Raw genomic sequence first — 20,078 nt, 5'->3', positions numbered from 1 at the left:
GGAAGGGCACTACTCTTCCTGGTTATTATAGAGTCGTACTTTATTAATGTCTCCGTTCCATCTGCCATTTGCTGCAACCTCCAAACGGTCACCTTTTGCGCGACGGCCATGCCTGAGAACAGGCATACCAGCAGCGTAATCACTATTAATATTTTATTTATTACTGACATCATTATATGTTCCGTTTACTGTAAGTAATGTTATTGCGCCGAAGCCATTTCCACCACAATTGTATGGGAGGTAGTCCAGGTAGCTGACTGGCCGCTGCTAATAGCTTTCTCATCTGCATTTACCGTAACTTTTAATCCATTCATATCGTTTGATGAGATCTGTACTGTATAGCTACCCTCAGGCAGGTTCAGATTTTGCGCTAATTCAACGGTATCAAAATAATCCTCATTGAATACTTCCTCCTGGGTAACCGCATTCTTAACAACAATACTAAACCTTCCTCCAGGTCCGCTTGCACCTGGTTTAACACGTATATTAAGAGAACCGGGTAATACACAGATACCATTATTTCCTGTATTAGCATAGTCCTGTCCATTGGCATTAATATTTGCAATGGCCTGGTTGTTAGCATCCTGCTGACTTTCATAGGAGGAATAAGTATGCCCGGGCACTGTATATTTCACCAGCGATCCCTCATGCTCTGCATCACAACCCTGCTTTGAAAATTTCCGGAATTGCTCGCTATTCCAGTACTGCGTGCGGGGAGTAGTGGATACTATTATCTCTGATGGATTCCTCAATACAAATTCCTGAAGCACATCCGGAGGACAGAATTTTTCCTCGCTCCCTACGATCACATATATCCCCTGCGTTCTTTTAGTGTACACACCTACCCCATAATTTTCATTCACCTGCGTATCAAAGTGGATACAGTAAGGAATGGGATTGTCAACAGGACCTAACGGAGGTTCTGTTGTATAAACAATAGCATTATTTGTCAGATCACTTGTTACATTTACCTCAAATTTCCCGATGGCATCCGGCACATCCGCCTCCGTTCTGCCCCTTACTGTTATACGGCAGGGCGGGCCGCTACAAACACCATTCGTGTTGGCATACTCCTGTCCGTTTTCATCTATATCTGCCTGCGCCAGCGCGTCTGCATCATCCTGGCTAATCGTAGAAGTATAGGTTCCGGCAGGCACCGTATAGGTTACTACTGATCCTGTACCGCTGGTACATTCCTTTATAAAGTCATGCTTAAGCTCCTGGTTGCTGTAAGTGTGAATGATACAATCCTCAATATTATAGGCAGTGGGAATGCAATCTGTTACCGTGCCGGCCTTTTTACGGTCTGCCGCTTTCCAGAACTGCTTAAATTCTGTGGCGCTGGCGCCTATGATCTTTGCCCTCACGTCAATTACTAAACTGCCATCCACAACCGGGTTTTCAAGCATGCTTACCTCTCCTACTGCAGCATTTATATTCCTGCGGCCGGAACGTATAATTTTCAATGAAATATCATTACCGCTAAATGGCGTACCATCTGCATCTATAAAGTAAATATCCGGTGCGCCGCCATTCATGGCATTGGCATCTACCGCCCATATTTTTCCGGCGCTGGGAAAGGTAGCCGGCTGCGGATCGCAATCCGTTCCATAGGTTTTGGGATGTGACCATATGAGCAGCTCATCTCCGCCGGTAAAATAGCTGGCTTCCGTACCTGCCAGCAATCCCTGGGTAATCCTTCCCTCCTTCATATAAACATGATCCAGGGTAAAGCCTATATTCTTATAAGCGCCTCCCATACCGTCGTATGCCCAGGCAGCAGGATAGGTAAAATGATAAACAGGATCGTTAAATTCATTTTGCGTGCTGGTTAACACCGGTTCCCCGGTTTCACTGTCATATAGCAGGTTGGCGGTACTTACCCGGCTGCCTTTATCCACCGCCCGTACGCTGTCAATTATACCATGGCGGCTAATTACCTTGGTAAGGGCTACGGACCGGAATTTGTTCTCATCCCGTTGTGCCAGGTTATACAGGGAGGGTATGAGCCACGGTATTATACCTGCGGCAAACATTTCCGTATTCAGGTTTATGTTATATGCGTTGGCAACAGAGCGTTGCTCCCGCATATCCATCATTACTTCCACGTCTTTTCCAATAGAAGCATTGGCATCAATAATACCTTGTGGAGTAATAGCGGTTACCGTATTATTCAGATGTTTGAACTCCTGGTTCAGGTTATCTACATGATAGAAGTTTTCGGTATAGGCGATATAATGATCCGGGTCTGATTCTGCATAGGTTGCTTTTGAACGCAGTTTGCCGTGCATATCGTTCAGCTCTACCTTAAATCCCTGGCTTATTGCCAGGAAGTGCTTTGCATCGATGCGAAGGAAATTCGCCAGCGCTGGCTTATATTTTTTCTTTCCGTCTGCCAGCTCCGTTCTGTCGGTAAGCGTAGGAAAATCGTAGCTGGTAAAGAAGGTAGTTTCCTCATAACCATTGGCAGAGCGGATGTTTTTTGAATGGATAGACCGTACCCTTACCTTGCTGTAACCAACTACCGGCGACGGAAAAAAGGATTCTCCCAGCGGTTCTTCCGTATAACCTATGCTTACCGGCGCCAGGGCAGCCACCTGCTCTTTATATTGTATAGGCACGCGCCAGGGATTTTCCTCCCCGCCCAGCATAGGCTCATAGGATGCCACGCCGGAGCTGATAACTTCCATTTTACCATTTACCCGTTTGGTAGTAGTATACTGGTATTCCTCGCCATACTGTGCTTCCTTTTGCCTGGTCATGGCATTCCAGTGGTCATAGGTAACTATTCTTTTTACCCTTAACCCGCCACCATATTTTTTAAAGAAAGGATTGTTCAGCCGTATGTAGGTGCGGTTCAGGTCCACTTCTTTCGCCCAGTCTTTTTTTCGTGCATTTTCATCAAAGGAGGTGAACATGCTCTTAATATTATCAGCCATGCCCACAACTACCTTTACTACTGATCCTACATCAGCATCGCTCCCAACATCTGAGCCGGGATAGGCCTTTGACGGCAGGTTAAGGCGCAGGAACTGGATAGCTGCTTTGGCCAGCGGGCTATATGATCCGCCTTCTTCCCCGTTATTGTCAATGGCCTTCATTTTTACCCAGATGGTATTACCATCATTAATATACCCGTAGCCGCCATCTGAATAATCCAGCGTAGCGTAACAGGAAACATATTCACTTCCGGAGCCCCATTTATCCGATGGCATTTTTACAAAAAGCTTAAAGTAAGTGGTGCCCAGGCCCCTGAGATAGCGCTCAAAAACCTCCGGTTTACTGTTTACTTTTTTAGGTACATTAATACCTACATATAAATTATCTACGGTATAGTAGATATTTTGTTTGCTGTACACCTTATTGGTAAGATCGCTTAACAATTTAGGTTCCGACGCTGAAAACCCGGCTACCTTAAATAGCTGTGCAGCCTGTTTATTCTGCACATAAGCATAATCGTCGCCTTCATAGGTGATCTTCATACGCGCTCCTGAAGGTTGTACAATAGAATCAAGCGTCCAGGCAACAGCATTTGCAGCGGCAATAGTACTATCCTGCAAAGCATAGGGATATTCCGCATTTGTAATCACATTATTAGCTGTGGAGCCGGGATTCAGCAAGGGATCCTTATAGTTACCCCAGCGGTCATATGATTTGGCATTATACCGCGGGTTATTAGTATTATAGGAGAATATATAAGGGTTACGCCTTCCTTTATTGTTGCCGTTATAGGTAAACCATATACTATCCAAAGTAAGCTTGCCATTATCATTCACCTGGCCATTCTCATCCAGCACACCTGCATTAATGCCTTTGCATAATCTATAGCTATAGCTGAAATGTACTGTTTTTACCGGTGTTGCACTTGTTCCATGCTTCTTAAAATCAGCTTTTGTATACAGGTTGATTTCATCCAGCTTTTTAGCGGGACCTTTTTGTTTTTTGCCGTCCCGGTCAATTTCATACAGGTCTTCCCGGTCGCTGACGGTAAAGGTGGCAATCATGTTCTTGGACTCTATAGTATTAAGATACCACAGCTCCTTCTCACCGTATACATAGTTCCCTTTATCATCGCGGTTGTCAGTCTTTAGCCCTTCATTATATCCTGCCTTATCGCTATAAGGTGTCCTCCATTTATATGGATTAAGGATGCCTGCCATCTTTGTGTAATTGAATTTTACGGCATCTCCCGGGTCGTCGTCTGAAATACCATTGCCTGTAAGATCCACATAGTCCGGTGAGAGGATACCCGTTAACAGGAAAGAATGCGCATAGGCGGGCATATCTTCACGACTGAAATAATTGTCATTACCCTTTGTATTCCCTGTTGTATCATCAGTACCTGGAACATATGTTACCAGGCCTTCTGCCGCATTACCATCTGATGCGTTAACAGAAAAAGTAGCCTCCTGTTGTTTGAGATTATATACCGGCAACCCGTATACGTATCTTCTGCCATCGGGGTTTAATACATCTATTTCAGAAAGGTGGTTCTCTTTGCGAAACGTGTTTACGCGTTTTTCTTTTAATATGGCGCCGCCATTTACCTCAAATACATCTTTTGTTTGCGGCGGATAAAGGAATTTAGTGGGGATGATCTCCCTGGGGTGGCCAAGATACTCCCAGTACAGCTTCATGGCCCCTTTCTTTCTGAACTGGAAGTAATCTACCTTTATGTCATAAAACTCGCCGGCTACAAGGTTTACCTCAACCTTGCCCATGCTTGATTCACCTTCTCCCTGTATGCCCCATCTATTAATCAGGAAGTTACCATTGATGTAAACTGCAGCGCCATCGTCACTACCGGTAGATATGATATAGTGGCCGGTAACATCTGCTTTCAAACGCCCTCTCCAGCTGATGGAAAACTCATCGCTCATGGCTGTTACAACATCAGCAGGCAATCCATTGGTCATTGCGCCTACTGTGGCAAAATTGATCTGCGGATCCAGTCTTGAATATAACCAGTGATTAACATCTGTTCCCTGGTGATAGTCGCCCATCAGGCCAGTACCATCGCCGGTTGTTTCATCCGGGAACTTATTATCACAGTTTTCCAGCTGAAAGGTATTGAGCTTGTAGTTTTCTATATACTTTGTAAGACCTACCGTGCTGGCTTCTTTTGCAGTGAGATAAGATATTACCTGGGTTCTTTTATCCCGCGATGCTTTATAAGCCTGCTCTTTCCTCAGCTGAATGTTATCTATATAGTTCTTATTACGATAGCGCTTCAGCACATTTGTTGTGCTAAGCGTGCTGCTGCTGTTATCCGGCTGAAACAAGTCAACCGTCACCGCATCATCCCCGCCTACTGCATCATAAAAAGTTTTGGTATTCACTACTTTTTCCGCAGGGTTACGAAAATAAGCAGCTTCAAAGAGTTTATCTGATTTCCGGAAACCAATAGTGGCTGCCAATGGATTTTCTTCTACCCACGGGCCGCTTTGCGTATTGGCGCTTACATAATTCAGGTCAACACCACCATGCACTATTTGAGGCAGCGCACCAAGATCAAGGCTTACCCGGCCGGAGGCATCCTTTGTACGCATATGATGATCGTACACATAGCCAATATCACCACGGTAGGCTCTGAACATGCCGCCGGTGCCCTCTCCCGTCATGGAAAACACATCATAAGTATAAGCCGGTATGCCAATATTTTTGGTTTGCGGTTTTTCCCGGTAGGGAATATCCTTTTCCCGGTTATAGTCCAGCAACGCCCCCGGATCTGCAGCGCCGTTCTGATAATTCAGATAACCATAGGCCGGTATAGAACGATGCTGGTCTTCGGGCGCAATATATTGCCTGGATTGATAGCCGCTGACAGACAAGCTGGGGTGTAGTACGGTAAACTGCGTACCCAGCAAAAATGAAGCAGAAAAGTTCACACTTGTATAAGGCAGGCTAATAGTAGGCATATATGAAGGATATGCAAATGAGAGCAATGTGCCGGAATAGCTACCACCATAGGTGCTCAGGTATTGGGAAAGCTGCAATGACTTCATACCTGTTCTTGTATTATAGGCCGTGCTGACAGATGTACTGCCGCTAAAGCCTATTGCATCTGCCTGCTCCTGACTTGTTTTAAGAGCCAATGAAGGGGATAGCGTAATACCTTCCTGTGAATTATTGGTCAGGGATAAGCCAGCAGTTAACACACCTTTACTACCAGCAGCAACGTTAATGGTAGGGTTTACGCCTACCTCAAGCCCCCAGCCACGGTATGTATTGGTAAAAACGCCAAGGCTACCACTCAACCCTATCGGAAAACCTACTACCTCTGCTCCCAAACCTAAGGTTGCACCGGTTGTTTTATTCTCCTTTATGGAAGCTGTTTTGGCAATAGAGTCTGTTCCATTAAAGTCGTCCGGTATGCCGCGCATATTACGGGTAATGGCTCCGGGGTTTATATTCCATCCCAGACCCACCCAGCTGGCTTCCTGGTCCATGGTAATACCACTGTTATAGCCAATTGCAACAGGATAGCCGCCCACATCCATTAAAGGCACAGTGTATGAGAAATCACCCGTAAACAGATCTACCATATTGGTGTTGTTTACCGGGTGAAAAGCGCGGCTTTCTGGTTGCCCCGGACCACCGATATTACCGGCAGCAGGAGCTATTACTTTTGTTTTATTGTCTTTTGCGGTGCTCTCCGGTAAAACATTCTTTATGCTGTTTATATGCACAGCAGGCTTTACAGCAGTATTGGAAGTAGCCGCCGGATAACTGCGGTTACCAGTGTTTTCTATTGCTCCCCTTGCATAATGTGGCAGTATGGTTTCCATATAAAGCATCATCAGCCATATTATAGCAATCACTTTCCTGCCTTTTGCAACTCGTGCCAGTATCATGTAAAATATATTTAGGTATGCTGTTATTGTTTATGCTGCCGGGTATAAATGAATTTCATTTGCCAGTACTCGTGACGGGAGTTTAACAAACGGAATAAATAGGTTTTCCTATCTTCCAGCCGGCTTCCTTTTAAACCCAGCTCCAGCAGGTTATCACCTACAGCCAGAGATAGCTTCCCATGCTGAATAGCATTGCTACCTTCCTGCAAAGCGATTATTTCATACTGCACGGTTTTATCATTTGCATCATTGCTATAGGAAAAATAAAGTGGGCCGCTACTACTAGTGACTGACGCCCCCAGCTCTTTTTTCAGCTGCATATACGCATTTGCGTTGGCTGCCTGCCTGTTTTGTATGCCTTTGATCCGGAAGGTCCAAACTTCCGTTTGCGCTGCATAACGGGGACCGTTATTTGCAGTGATGGTCCATGCATAATTTTTTGCTGTATCCAGTGCCATTGCGGATGAGGGGTAGTTCACAAAAATGTTCCTGTTATGCATGGCACGGAACACAGGAATATTCTGCTGTACTGCTTCTGCTGGCGACTGCCCGTTGCGTACTTCCACCAGCACCATATCATAGTTCAGGTCTTTAAAAATATTCAGCGGTGCAGGCGGCAGCCAGGCAAACTGGGGTAGTGCAGTTTCCAGCACGCTGCCATTGGCCGGCGTATTTAATAACGGCGGGCTTACCGGCTCCACGGTAAAAGGAATACAATCTTCCGCCAGCAGCGCGCCACTGTGGCCACTTGCCACAATGCTGTAACAGGCCTGGTAATTGCCGGTGGCCAGCAGTCCGTTCACATCCCGGTCTACTGCTGTAGACAAGTATTCATACTGCACCGGGTTTGCATCTTCCATTCTTATCTGCTTTGCTCCTTTATATAAGATTATAGTGCGTGAAATGCCGGTTAACAATGGCTGGTTAGTTTGCGCATCTGACAAGCGAAGCATAATCTTCACATTTACCGGTGCGCTGGAAGCAGATACCAGCAGCATGTTCCACAACTGTGATTTTTGCATTACACCTGCCGGGGGCAACTGCACCGTCATACTCACCTGTGCCTGCGTGTGCAGCGCAACCAGCATGCATGCATATATCCATAGGTACTTTTTCATCACGCTTATTTATTTAAAATATTCTTGTATAGGTTAATCTTCCCGTATTGTTAGGTACCAGCTGTTTATTGGCGCCGGGAATAAAGCCCTTATCCCCCATTAAAGCTATTTCTCCCAGCCTGGGCACATTCACCCGCACATTACCGGTATAGCCCAGCTGTTCCAGGTTATACACGGTTTGTTTGTTATACTTCACTCCTCCACCGGTTTCCAGCCATTGATTCACTTTAAACTGAATGTTGCCGTCTGCACCATACAAGGCGTAATCCTGGTTGGCAGCCGCCGATAAAGCGCCGTTCAGCGTAAAACGGCCCAGGAACACCGTATGATTCAGCAATATGTTTTTGCTATTGAAGTATACAAAGTTGCTGTCTGTTTGCTTGTTGTAAAACCGGGTATATGAAAGAACAGTGTTCATCATAATACCCCTGCACTGGTAAAAATGGCTTACTGAGCCCACCAGCGTATAAAACAGGTTTTCGGTGTAACGGTCATCGCTCAGCTTCATTAACTGGGAGCTGGGTGAATAACCTACTGATACTACCGGCCACCTGCGTACCCGCAATGTTGCCTGTATACTCTTAAATATGGTGCTGGTATGATAATCTACATTCTGGTATAAGCTGGTAAAATCATTCTGCCGTATAGAGCCGGATAATGTAAGCTGCTTATTAAAGAGCGGCTGATCTACTCTAAGTGACCATGCACTTTGCGAAGAGCCCGTAGTATATAAGCTGAATGACTGGAAATTGGCCCCCATTTTTTTATACATGGCATTAACGCTGGTGCCGGTAGCCGGTATAAAAGAGAATGACTTTATAGAATAGGCTTCATTGGAGCGGTTCCCGAACTGAAACACGCTACCCATAGCGCTTTCCTTATCTGCTGCTCTTGCATAGTAAGGCAGGGAAGATTTTGCTATTTCCCCTACCAGGTAATTATGCTTGTTCAGCTGCCATTTGCCTTCCAGCGATATACCCATGATCCTGTAATCCGGTGCAGATTGCGGTCCGGCGCCGGTAGTGTCGGTATTGTAATTGTACAGCTGTTTTTTGCCGGTGTACCAGGTAAAAATCAGATTGTTCCCTTCCCGCATACCGGCTCCTACCCTAATAAGGTTCAGGTATTGCCGTGACCTGTTCTCATTTACAATAAAGTTCCTGAACCGGTAATCGACCATACCGGTTGCAAATGCTACATAGTAGGAAGGATTATATTCAGCTTGCACACCCAGTATACTTATATCTTTTGCCGTTAGTTCCGAATAATCTACCATTGTTCTGCCAAGACCTATTGAGCGTATAGCCAGCAGCTGCTTATAGCCTTTGGGAAGCACTGTATCCGGCAGGTTCATGGCATGCAGGTTATCAGACAATTCCTTATTATTCCGGCTTTGCGCCAGCACATCCATCAAACGTTCATTATTTGCGCCAAACTGCTTTTTCTTTTGCTGGTATAGCTTATCAAACCGGGCAAACTCCTTTTGTAATGAATCTAATTGTTCTGCAGCCGCCTTACGTTCGGCTGTCAATTTCTGAAGAGCGGTATCAGCTTTTGAATATTCAGGCTTCTGCCAGTTATCTTTGGGTGGCCAGTGCTGCGACAGGTTAACATTTTCCATAGCATAAGATGGAAGCTTTGCCAGTGAGTCCCGTGCACTGGCATACAGCGCTCTTTCCTTTGCCTCTATTACCTGCTGCAGGCCTGAAGGGGCCTGTAGCTTGTATTTTAAACGGCTGATCTCATTTGCCCTGAGCTCCAGACTATCCCTGAGCAGCTGCAGTTGCTGTAACTGGTGTAAACGGCCGGCATCCCAATGACGGGCATTATTCATCAGCATATTCTTAAAATCACGGTTCGTGTACCGGAGGTTAAGCCCGGTAACATTCCTGAACAGCGAAGAGTTGCCCATGTTGGTTGAAAAAGCTACTCTTAGCGGGTATTGATTGCGTATAGTAATATCAAGAAATGTTTGAACGGTATGCTGATAGACATCTTTTTCCACATAAGGCGTATCTACGTTTGACTGGTAGTACACATCATACATGACATTGCCATGAACCGTTAGAAAAGGGGAACGCAGGGGAACCTGCGAAGTATGTCTCCCTACCCGTACTGGTATTGCCATCGTATCCTTTTTAGGCAAAGGATAGGTGGTAACCGTTACGCCCTTACAACCATTGTACATGAGGTAGTAACCGGTATCCTGCCGCGACTGGCTATATCCGTTGGATATAAAAAGCAAAAAAAGTAATAGTATAGAGGTACAGGTTCTCAAAACAATGTGTTATTACATATTCCTTACTGTTCATGCATGCGGATCCCGCGTGCATAACGCACATTAAATTCACATGGATTGCTATTGCTAGCATTTAAAAATGACAATAATGGATACTGTAACAGGGAAAAACAGGGAGATTTAGCTGTTTACGCTTGTTTCACAGTATAGGGTAACCATTTGATCTTTAATTCCGGGTTACTATCTCTTGTGTATTGTCCTGATATTTCATATTCGGGTAGTAAAAGGGCTAAAGCGCACAATTATCTACATAGGTATAAAAGATTCCGGAAACAAAGATTTAGATATTTATCGGATTATGCAAATTTTTGTCCGAAAAAGTCATACTACTTTTGTTATGCCTACCTGTTTTATTACATCACCCATCAATCAATAAAAGAGGGGCAAACATCCGCACATTTTTTCAAACATGCAAATATTTGCCCCTGGTCATCACTCGCTTATAACTATGGTCTTCTTCTCTCACTTCATGCCATACAGCTCATTAAACAACAGCTTGAACGTTCCATGCGATTGCCCGCGGAAAGTGATCTCCGGGCCAAAGGCATACAGCTTGCCGCTGCCTACCGGCGCTACAAATGCCGCTACTCCATCTTTCAGGTAAGCCTGTCCCCAGGCCCAGCCGCTGCGCAGCGGTTTGTCTGTTGCAAACCAGGCAATGGGTTTAATGCCTTTTTCTGCTGCGCCGGCATCCAGCTTAAATACCGGGCTGTTATCAAAGTTAATATCGCTGAGCGATGGCATACCCCAGGCAGCTGTTTGCGTACTGTCTACCGCTACCTGCAGCACGCTGCCCGGTACAAAATATTTTGTGCCGGGCAAAGGACGTTCCTTGCCTTCTTTAGTGGTTTCTACCAATGCATTGTGCACGGGTAAGCCTAAATGATAAGCGAGGTTAGTGCTGGTACCAATGGTTACTACGGTGCCACCTGCTTCCAGGAACTTCTTCAGCTCAGGTACTGATTTTTCAACAGTGATCTTACCCAGGTTATGGCGGAACTCCTCCGGAATTTCTTCCGGCACAGGATCCTTGAACTGGAAGCCGCCGCCACGGCCGCCTTCCGTCATGCCTTTAGGGGCCGGGATGGCACGGGTCACAAAAACGATCACATCATATTGTTTACGAAGATTGCCGGTGTCTATGTCTTTCGGATAAATTACTGAAAAAGGGAAATGATATTGCTCTAAGATCCAACGCACCCAACCGGATGGTATGGAACCGCCATAGGTATCCCACAGGGCTATACGCGCGGGGTTCACAGCTACCAGGCCACCAGGCTTTTGTTTTACGCCCGTGGCTTCCACACCTAATGTTACAGCAGATTGCTGCAGCAGTGTTTTAGCTTTAGCGCCGGCAGGTACAAAGAAAGAGCCCTGTGGCGCTTCCGGTGTAGCAGTGGGCACGCGGTATACTTTTACGCCTGCTTTCAGCAGATCATTCACCGCAATAAAAGCATTGTTTTCGTGTGCGCTTAACAGGTAGCCAGCGGAAGCAGCTGTTACCATTGCTTTGGGTGCATCCTGCAGCTGACCATAAGGGATCTTTTCAAACGGGCCCTGGAAATCATCCAGGATGCGGTCGTACTGCACGCCCATCTGGTAAGCCAGCGTCCAGCCGGCGGCGTCATAGGGACGGATGGGGGGCCCGCCTGGATACAGGAAATCATTCGGATGATCCTGCGGCTCGAACATATCCAGCACATGCGGACGGAAAGCCTGGTTGGTGCGCACTACATAAGAACCTGCAGGGTACTGCTTACCTGCCACAGTAAATGCAGCTGTTGCCTTTTGTATGCTGATGCCATTCTTAACCAGCGCATTCAGGAACTTTACTGCCGTGGCAAAGTCCGGCTGATCAGCGGAGAGAATATAACCACGGGGATCGCGGTTGGTCGGGTTCTTTAATACCGCATCATAATACTTCATGTCAATGTTGCTGCCTCTCCTGCCCCAGCCGAACGGATCGCTTTCATCTGCACCGGTACCGGTGCTGTCGGCGCCGGCCTTATCTGCTTTGTAAGCGGCTGTAATGGCTTCGGAACGCTTGGGCGATAAGGTCCAGGTATCCTGGTTACCGCGGTCAATGGCGTTCTTCCCCATCTTGTAAATGTTGAACAATACTTCATCGCGCTGGCGGGCGGCATAGTCCAGCACCGCGTAGTTCAGCGATACAGAGTAATCTATAGAGCGGCGGAAATGCCAGTCGTCTGTCGGTTTTACAGGAAAAGGTGTGGCGCCGTTAGGAATAAGGCGCTGTGGCACTACCGGTATTTTTTCCGGTGTGGGATTACCAATGATCTCTGTTAGCAGCCCGATCATGTTATGGTACTGTGAAGTAGTACGCAAACCGCCATTGTACCAGGTGGAGAAGCTGGAACCGGTTAAACGGGTAAAGCCGGGTTTATCTTCTGCATTCAAACGGGTATACATGGCAGCGCCCAATGCATCGATACCGGTGATCATTAAAGGGTCAAAGAAATAGTTGAAGGGATCGCGGTACGGCGGGCCTGCCAACACAGAACCTTCCGGCCCGCGCTGGTGGTGGTTGTACATGATCTGTGGCATCCATTCCATGTACAGCTGCTTGCCCATGTTGGTGCTTTCCTTTGTGTTCATCATGTAAAAGTCACGGTTGTTATCGTGACCTATGTACTTTTCGTACAGGCGTGGTATCTGGTCTGTGGAGCGCTTCTTTGGATCACTGTTACGCATATACCAGTTGGCTACGAGCTCCTGGCCATCCGGGTTGGCATGGGTAAACAGAATGATCACATTGTCCAGGATGCGTTTGGTTTCATCATCCTTACGGCTTAATACCTGGTATGCGGTTTCTATCAGCTGGTGAGAGCCTACTACCTCTGTGGCGTGCAGTCCGCCATCAATCCACACTACGGCCTTACCTTCTGCTGCCATGGCTTTTGCCTGCTCCATACTCACATCTTCTGCACGGGCCAGCTTTTGCGAGATCTCTTTATAATGCGCCAGCTTTTTCATATTCTCTGCAGAGGAGATCACCAGCATATACTGGCTACGGCCTTCTTCCGTTATGCCAATATCTACCAGCTTCACACGGTCAGGGTCTGCGGCGGCCAGCTTTTTAAAATATGCCGCGGTTTGTGTGTAGTTGGCTAGGTAGTAATCATCCCCGATGTTGAAGCCAAAGTGCTCCTTTGGTGAGGGAATGTTTTGCGAAAAGGACGGTATGGCCAGGCATAGTCCTATTGCAATGGAGGTGAAGAATTTATAGTTCATGCGCCTTATTTTGAGTGTAAAAAATTGAGGGTTCGCCATTAAAAGGGTGACGGAGTACAGCATTAAAACCTTCAGGTCCTTAAATGGACAAACCCCTCAATCTTAATTTTGTTTATATAGCTGGTTAAATAGTAGCTTAAAGGTGCTGTGTGATTGTCCGCGGAAAGTGATCTCCGGCCCAAAGGCATACAGCTTGCCTTTACCTACGGGCGCTACAAAAGCAGCTACGCCATCTTTCAGGTATTGCTGTCCCCAGGCCCAGCCGCTGTGCAGCGGCTTATCAGTAGGGAACCACATCAGTTTCTTAATACCGCCTGCTTCGCCGCTGAGCTTAAACACCGGGCTACGGTCAAAGTATACATCATTGCTGGCTGGCATGCCATAGTTTTCAACAGCTGTAGTATCTAATGAAGCGGTTAGTAAGCTTCCCGGAATGTAATATTTGGAACCGGCTAATGGCTTCATCACTCCTTTACTGTTCTTTTCCATTAATGCGCTTTGCACCGGCAGCTTCAGGTGATAGGCCAGGTTGGTGCTGGTACCAATGGTTACTATCTCTCCGCCTTCTTCCAGGAATTTTTTTAACTGCGGTATGGAGGTATCTGCATTGATCTTGCCTAACCAGCCACGGTACTGCGCAGGCAGATCTTCCGGCTTAGGTGGTTTGCTTTCATTACCGCCCATGCGGGGTGCGCGTTTAGGCTTACCCGTATCCGGGATAGCGCCGGTTGGGAAAATGATCACATCATACTTCTTCTTTAAGCCGCCGGCATCAATGGCTTTGGAATAAATAAATTCTGCAGAGAAATGATATTGCTCCATTAACCACAACATCCAGCCGGCCGGTATGGAACCGCCGTAGTTATTCCAGATGGCGATCTTCATGGGCGACAGGGCTGTCAGCGCAGCTGGTTTTTGATCAGTACCGGTAACGGTTATACCAAAATCCGCTGCATCTTTTTCCAGTATAGCCTGTGCTTTGGCAGCCACCGGGATATAATAGGCGCCACCTGCGGGTATGCGGTATACTTTTACACCTGCTTTCAGCAGATCATTTACTACTATAAATGCATTGTTAATGCGCGGATCTATCAGGTAACCCACTTTGGCTGCGGCTACGGATTGTTTGGGTGGTGATTGCAGCTCGCCATAAGGCACCTGCTGAAACTGACCGTCCACGGCATCCAGGATGCGATCGAATTTTATGCCCATCTGGAAAGCTAAGGTCCAGCCGGCAGCATCATATGGCCGGATGGGCGGGCCACCGGGATACTGGAAATCATTCGGATGATCCTGCGGTTCAAACATATCAATTACATGCGGACGGAAAGCCTGGTCTGTTCTAACGATATAAGAACCAGCGGGATAGCTTTTACCACCTGCAGTAAAAGCGGCCGGTGCTTTTTGCACTTCAATACCGGACAGGATCAGCGCATTCAGGAAACGTATAGCCGTGGGAAAATCCGGCTGATCCGCAGGTATAATATATGCCCGTGCATCGCGCAGCTTAGGATCTTTTAAGATCATGCTGTAGTACTTATTGGCAATGGTATCTTCCCGGCCAAAGGAAAATTCGCCGCCCTCCTCTCCTTCTGCTGCAGCTGCTGCCGTATCTTTTTTCTTCTTGTCTGCTTTGGATACAGCCTGTATGCTGTCTATGTATTTCGGATAGAATGTCCAGTTATCGCGGCTGCCACGGTCAATGGAGTTCCTGCCCATTTTATAAATATTATACAGCAGTTCTGTTCTGTAACGGGCGGCATAATCAAGCACGGCGTAGTTCAGCGACACAGAATAATCGATTGACTGGCGGAAATGCCATACCTGCGGCACTATTGGGTTAGGCGTAGCACCATTAGGGATCAGGCGCTCCGGCACCAGCGGTACGGTTTCCGGCGTGGGATTACCTATGATCTCTGTGAGCAGGCCTATCATGTTATGAAAGTAAGGGGCAGTACGCAAACCACCATTCCACCAGGTTGAGAACTGGGAGCCTGCGCGCTGGGTGTAACCCGGCTTACCTTCCACATTCAGGCGGTTGTTCATGGCGGCGCCTACGGCATCAATACTGGTTACGATCAGCGGATCAAATACATAGTTGAACGGATCGCGGTACGGGGGGCCTGCCAGCACAGAGCCTGCGGGTCCGCGCTGGTGGTGGTTATACATGATCTGCGGCAGCCACTCCACATACAGCTGGCGGCTGATGTTCTGGCTCTCCTTCATGTTCATCATGTAAAAGTCACGGTTATTATCGTGCCCCACATATTTTTCGTACAGGCGTGGTATGTTGCTGGCGCGTTTTTTAGGATCCGCTTCGCGCATATACCAGTCAGATACCAGCTCCTGCCCGTCCGGGTTGGCATGGGTAAGCAGAATGATGTCGTTGTTCAGGATGTTCATGGTTTCCGCATCCGTACGGGTTACCAGCTGGTACATGGTTTCAATTAACTGGTGCGCGCCTACTACTTCTGTAGCATGCAGGCCGCCGTCGATCCATATTACGGATTTGCCTTCAGCGGCCAGGCTACGTGCTTGCTCGTCCGTAAGCCCTTTTGCATGCGCCAGTTGTTGAGAAAGCTCTTTATAACGTTTCAGGTTCTTAATATTCTCCGGGGAGGATACGATGAGCATGTACTGGTGGCGGCCTTCTTCCGTCATTCCGATATCCACCAGCTGCGTGCGGTCAGAAGCGGCCAGCTTTTTAAAGTAGGCTGCTGTTTGCGTGTAGTTAGCCAGTTTGTAGTCATCGCCGATGTTAAACCCAAAGTGTTCCTTTGGTGAGGGAACAGTTTGCCCCCATGCCATGACTGCGCTGAGCAATGGCAGGGTTAACAGGCAGTAAAATTTGTTTCTCATAATTCAGCAATATGAATGTGAAGTTAGCAGTGTGTTTTTGACGTGGTATTTTAGCGGCGTTATTTTATTTTGCTATGCCTGCTTCTGCCAGCAATACCAACAGGGTACGCTGTATGGCCAGGTAACCATTATCATTGATCCACCACTCCTGCAGGGCATGTGCGTTACCGCCCTTACCGCCGCTACCCATGGTAATGGCCGGTATGCCTTTGGAAATGGGGATATTGGAATTGGTAGAGCCTACGCGTAATTTAGGTGATCCGCCAATGAATGCAATGGCTGCCTTTGCGCGTTGTATAACGGCCAGGTTACTGTCTAAGCCGCCGGAGGGGCGGTCGCCTATCAGCTTTACATCTACAGTCAGATCTGCGCCGGCGCGTTTCATCTGGTTCTCTTCCAGCAAACCCCGCTGCACTGCCTCCTGCAGCAGCTTATCGGCAGCGGCTACACGCTCCGGGCTTTCTGAGCGCATATCCACTTCCATCCACGATTCAAAAGGAATAGAGTTTACAGAAGTACCGCCGCCTATTACGCCTACATTATAGGTAAGCCTTTCGCCCGGCTGCCGGGTTAAGCTGTCGGCTGCTACGGCCCAGTAATGAATGGCGCGGCCTAATGCATTGTGCGGATTAGCCAGGCCAAAAGCGCCGGAGGAATGGCCGCCCGGGCCTTTGAACATGATATTATAACGATGGGAGCCTAATCCGCGGTGCGTAATGCTTTCCGTATCCCAGCCGTCAATGGCAATGTAGGCATCTATTTTACCGGGGCCTTTATCGCTGAATAGGTTCTTTACGCCCCGCAGATCACCCTGCCCCTCTTCCCCTACCACACCGCAGAACAGCACATCTGCCTCTGTTTCAATACTATTCTTTTCCATGGCTTTTAACACCGTAAGCACCATGGCCAGCGCGCGGGTATCGTCTATAATACCCGGGGCGGCCAGTGTGTCGCCCCTATGCTTTACCGTTACATCTGTTCCTTCCGGGAAAACCGTATCCAGGTGGCCTTCCAGCACTACTACCTTTTTGCCGTTCTTACCTTTGCGTTTGGCCAGCACATTGCCTACATTATCAATCCACACAGAATCCGCGCCAGCGGCCTTCATCATGGCTGCATACTTTTCTGCGCGTTTCATTTCCTTAAAAGGCGGCGCTGCAATTTCTGTTAGCATCAGGTGATCGCTGAGCGTTTGCGGCTCCATATCAATGATAGACTGGAATGCTTTTTTAACGGCCGGCTTATCTGCCAGCGCTTTTATTTCTGTTGTGTACTGTTTATCCTGGGCATATAGCGCTGCACCGGCTTGCAGCAGCACGGCTGCCAATAAGGTTTCCTTTACTAATTTCCGCATATAATTATTTTCATTTCTTTTTAAAGAGCCCTGAAGCATTATTAAAGATTCTTAAACCTTACACCAACACGGCAATCACCGGGTTCTCCCCTTGCTTCGTCACAAATGTTGTTAAAGAAAGTTACGATCCTGCGGCCGTCGCCCAGGTTCAGTATAAATTTAAAAAGGAAATAGTCATTTACCTTCACATTGCTTAAACTTACCTGGTTCATGGCTGCTAACTCTGCGGCAGTGAAGGAGTATGATTTTGGAAAAGTGGTCACCGTTTCATACAAATGATCATTGGTACCTACAATGCTGGGCAGCGGAAACTGGGCAATATTGGTGTACTGGTTACCGGGCGATGATATTACCAGCGGGTATGCCGGCACGCTGGACTCTGCCTTGTTATAGCTGGCATATACTTCTATAGAGGTTACCGTGGCCTTACCAAACCCTTCCCAGTTAAGGGTAAAGGCAAACTGCTCATTGGCCAGGTTATCATCTTTCAAATTAAAGAAGGCCACCTTACCAGCCTGGCGTGTAGGCAATGCCGTTTTAGTGGTATCTATTATTACAATGGGTACGGCGGTATATTGATAATCCTCCCATTCATAATGCGCCTTTTTACAGGAATTCACGCTCCATGCACCTATTAACAGGATAACTATTACTACTAAACGCTTCATCTGATTATAATTTAATGACCGTAAATTTTTAATACTATTTATCCCAGAACACAGGCGTAGTTTGCTGCGCTATCTGCAACTGGCTGGTATTGCCTCCCAGGCTGGTGTTGGCGGTTAGCTCCGTTTCGGAATAGTACAGCCGCAGCGGGAAGGTGTTCAATGGCGACAGTGGCGTGCGTAATACGGGTAAGGCGGTTCTGCGATAGTCGTTATACGCTTCCATACCGTTGCCATAATCTGCTATGTATTTCTGTGTCATTACCAGGGCCAGCTTACCGGCATTATCTGCTGCATCATATTTAGCTAACAGCGCATCTGCAAAGCTGCTAATGCTGGCAGGCGGTATAATAGCGCCCCCGTTGGAGGATGCATAGGCGCTTACACTGGCCAGGTGGGCGGTAATACCATCCCGGAAGGCCTGCCGCGCATCATCACCGGTATTTAAGGTGAGCGCTGCCTCAGCACGAATGAACTTTACCATGGCATTGGTGATGTAGGGAATAATACCTGCGCCGGTGCCGTCTGTTACCGTTACCACCTTTAAGGTACCGGTAGCGCCCGTATTGGTGAGGAACAGGTTAGTGACGGGCAGGTTATTAATGGGTGCATTATCATACAAACCACCGGCCGGGTAAATACCAAAGGTTGAGCGGCGGTTCAGATCCGCAGGCGCCGCCGTACCATCGCCCGGGTTACGGCCGTAGTAACCGTTACTGTTAGTAGAGTTGTTCAAACCTGCTGTTGCATTCTGGCGGATAACGTAGTAACGCAAACGGGGATCATCATTATCAAACAATAGGTCTATCAGCGCCTGGCACATATAAAAGTTCTTGCTGCCCTGGTATTCTGAACGGTGCCAGGGATGCCGGTTATTCGGGTTCTGGTTAGGACCGAACTTAAACGTGTAATCCGCACCGTTAGAGTTGGAGGTACCGCCTATGAGGGTAGACGGATCTGCTATAAGCGCTTTAATGGCTGCGGCAGATGCTGCAGGATCTACCAGCCGTAGCTGGTTATGCAGCTTTAGCTTCAGCGAATTGGCCATGCTGATCCAGGAGGTTTTAAGACCGCCATAGATCATATCGGAGGTAGATGGTACCAGGCTGTTGGCGGTTACCTTCCCGGCATCTGCAATGGCTTCGTCTATCATTACCAGCAGCTTGGGATAGATCTCCGCTCCCTTTTCAAAGGCAGGGCTTACATTCTCCTGCCCCTGCTGCGTTTCCGAATAAGGTATATCGCCCCACATATCCACCATCAGGCTTACCAGGTATGCTTTTTCCAGCTTGGCAATGGCTACATAGCCCCACTGCTCTTCTTCCGTACCGGTTTTGATGATGGTTTCCAGGTCGTTCAGCGTTTGGCTGTAAAAGCCGTTCCACGAATCATCAAAGCTATTGCCGGCCTGCTGGTAGCGGCTTAAAGCAGCAGAGGATACCATGTGCTGCATAAAGGTGGAGGTGCCGCTATTCAGCTGGTACATGTTAGCTGCCATGGATACTTCTGTAGAAGGCAGCAGCAACGACAGCTCCGCGGTGGTTGGATTATTGGGATCGGTATTAATATCCACAAACTTATTACACCCGCCTGCTACCGGTATAATACCGGCCAGTAATAATGTATATGCTATGTTTTTAATTGTCGTCATCATAATCAGATTAATTGATCAATATC

General features: G+C 47.5%; 8 protein-coding genes. All 8 read right to left on the bottom strand.

Annotated features, from left to right (window positions below):
* Positions 1–200: 200 nt before the first annotated feature.
* A complete protein-coding gene (locus BMZ54_RS26550; RefSeq protein ID WP_089919214.1) occupies positions 201–6,854 on the bottom strand; it encodes a DUF5977 domain-containing protein in 6,654 nt (2,217 codons plus the stop codon).
* A gap of 23 nt (positions 6,855–6,877) precedes the next feature.
* Positions 6,878–7,972, bottom strand: a complete 1,095-nt coding sequence (locus tag BMZ54_RS26545; protein ID WP_089919212.1) for a hypothetical protein — start codon at positions 7,970–7,972, stop codon at positions 6,878–6,880.
* Positions 7,973–7,985: 13 nt separating this feature from the next.
* On the bottom strand, positions 7,986–10,217 hold the full coding sequence (locus tag BMZ54_RS26540) for a hypothetical protein (protein WP_143081142.1): 2,232 nt from the start codon (positions 10,215–10,217) through the stop codon (positions 7,986–7,988).
* Between the two features lie 516 nt (positions 10,218–10,733).
* On the bottom strand, positions 10,734–13,523 hold the full coding sequence (locus BMZ54_RS26535; RefSeq protein ID WP_089919207.1) for a M14 family metallopeptidase: 2,790 nt from the start codon (positions 13,521–13,523) through the stop codon (positions 10,734–10,736).
* 102 nt (positions 13,524–13,625) lie between these two features.
* Positions 13,626–16,382 (bottom strand): M14 family metallopeptidase, encoded by a 2,757-nt coding sequence (locus BMZ54_RS26530; RefSeq protein ID WP_089919206.1) that lies wholly within the window; start codon positions 16,380–16,382, stop codon positions 13,626–13,628.
* 64 nt (positions 16,383–16,446) lie between these two features.
* Entirely contained in the window at positions 16,447–17,736 is a 1,290-nt protein-coding gene (locus BMZ54_RS26525; protein ID WP_089919517.1) for a M20/M25/M40 family metallo-hydrolase, read from the bottom strand.
* Between the two features lie 41 nt (positions 17,737–17,777).
* On the bottom strand, positions 17,778–18,404 hold the full coding sequence (locus tag BMZ54_RS26520; protein ID WP_089919203.1) for a hypothetical protein: 627 nt from the start codon (positions 18,402–18,404) through the stop codon (positions 17,778–17,780).
* A gap of 34 nt (positions 18,405–18,438) precedes the next feature.
* A complete protein-coding gene (locus BMZ54_RS26515; RefSeq protein WP_089919201.1) occupies positions 18,439–20,052 on the bottom strand; it encodes a SusD/RagB family nutrient-binding outer membrane lipoprotein in 1,614 nt (537 codons plus the stop codon).
* Positions 20,053–20,078 lie beyond the last annotated feature (26 nt).

Origin of the sequence: Chitinophaga rupis (assembly GCF_900109685.1) — a bacterium.
In the GTDB taxonomy this organism is placed as follows: Bacteria; Bacteroidota; Bacteroidia; order Chitinophagales; family Chitinophagaceae; genus Chitinophaga; species Chitinophaga rupis.
Note: the sequence above shows the minus strand (reverse complement) of the source record. Positions and strands in the feature narration are given on the sequence as shown.

Coding starts and splice junctions, on each gene's coding strand:
- BMZ54_RS26520 (WP_089919203.1), bottom strand. CDS start 18,404: ATGAAGCGTTTAGTAGTAATAGTTATCCTGTTAATAGGTGCATGGAGC.
- BMZ54_RS26545 (WP_089919212.1), bottom strand. CDS start 7,972: ATGAAAAAGTACCTATGGATATATGCATGCATGCTGGTTGCGCTGCAC.
- BMZ54_RS26525 (WP_089919517.1), bottom strand. CDS start 17,736: ATGCGGAAATTAGTAAAGGAAACCTTATTGGCAGCCGTGCTGCTGCAA.
- BMZ54_RS26515 (WP_089919201.1), bottom strand. CDS start 20,052: ATGACGACAATTAAAAACATAGCATATACATTATTACTGGCCGGTATT.
- BMZ54_RS26550 (WP_089919214.1), bottom strand. CDS start 6,854: ATGATACTGGCACGAGTTGCAAAAGGCAGGAAAGTGATTGCTATAATA.
- BMZ54_RS26535 (WP_089919207.1), bottom strand. CDS start 13,523: ATGAACTATAAATTCTTCACCTCCATTGCAATAGGACTATGCCTGGCC.
- BMZ54_RS26530 (WP_089919206.1), bottom strand. CDS start 16,382: ATGAGAAACAAATTTTACTGCCTGTTAACCCTGCCATTGCTCAGCGCA.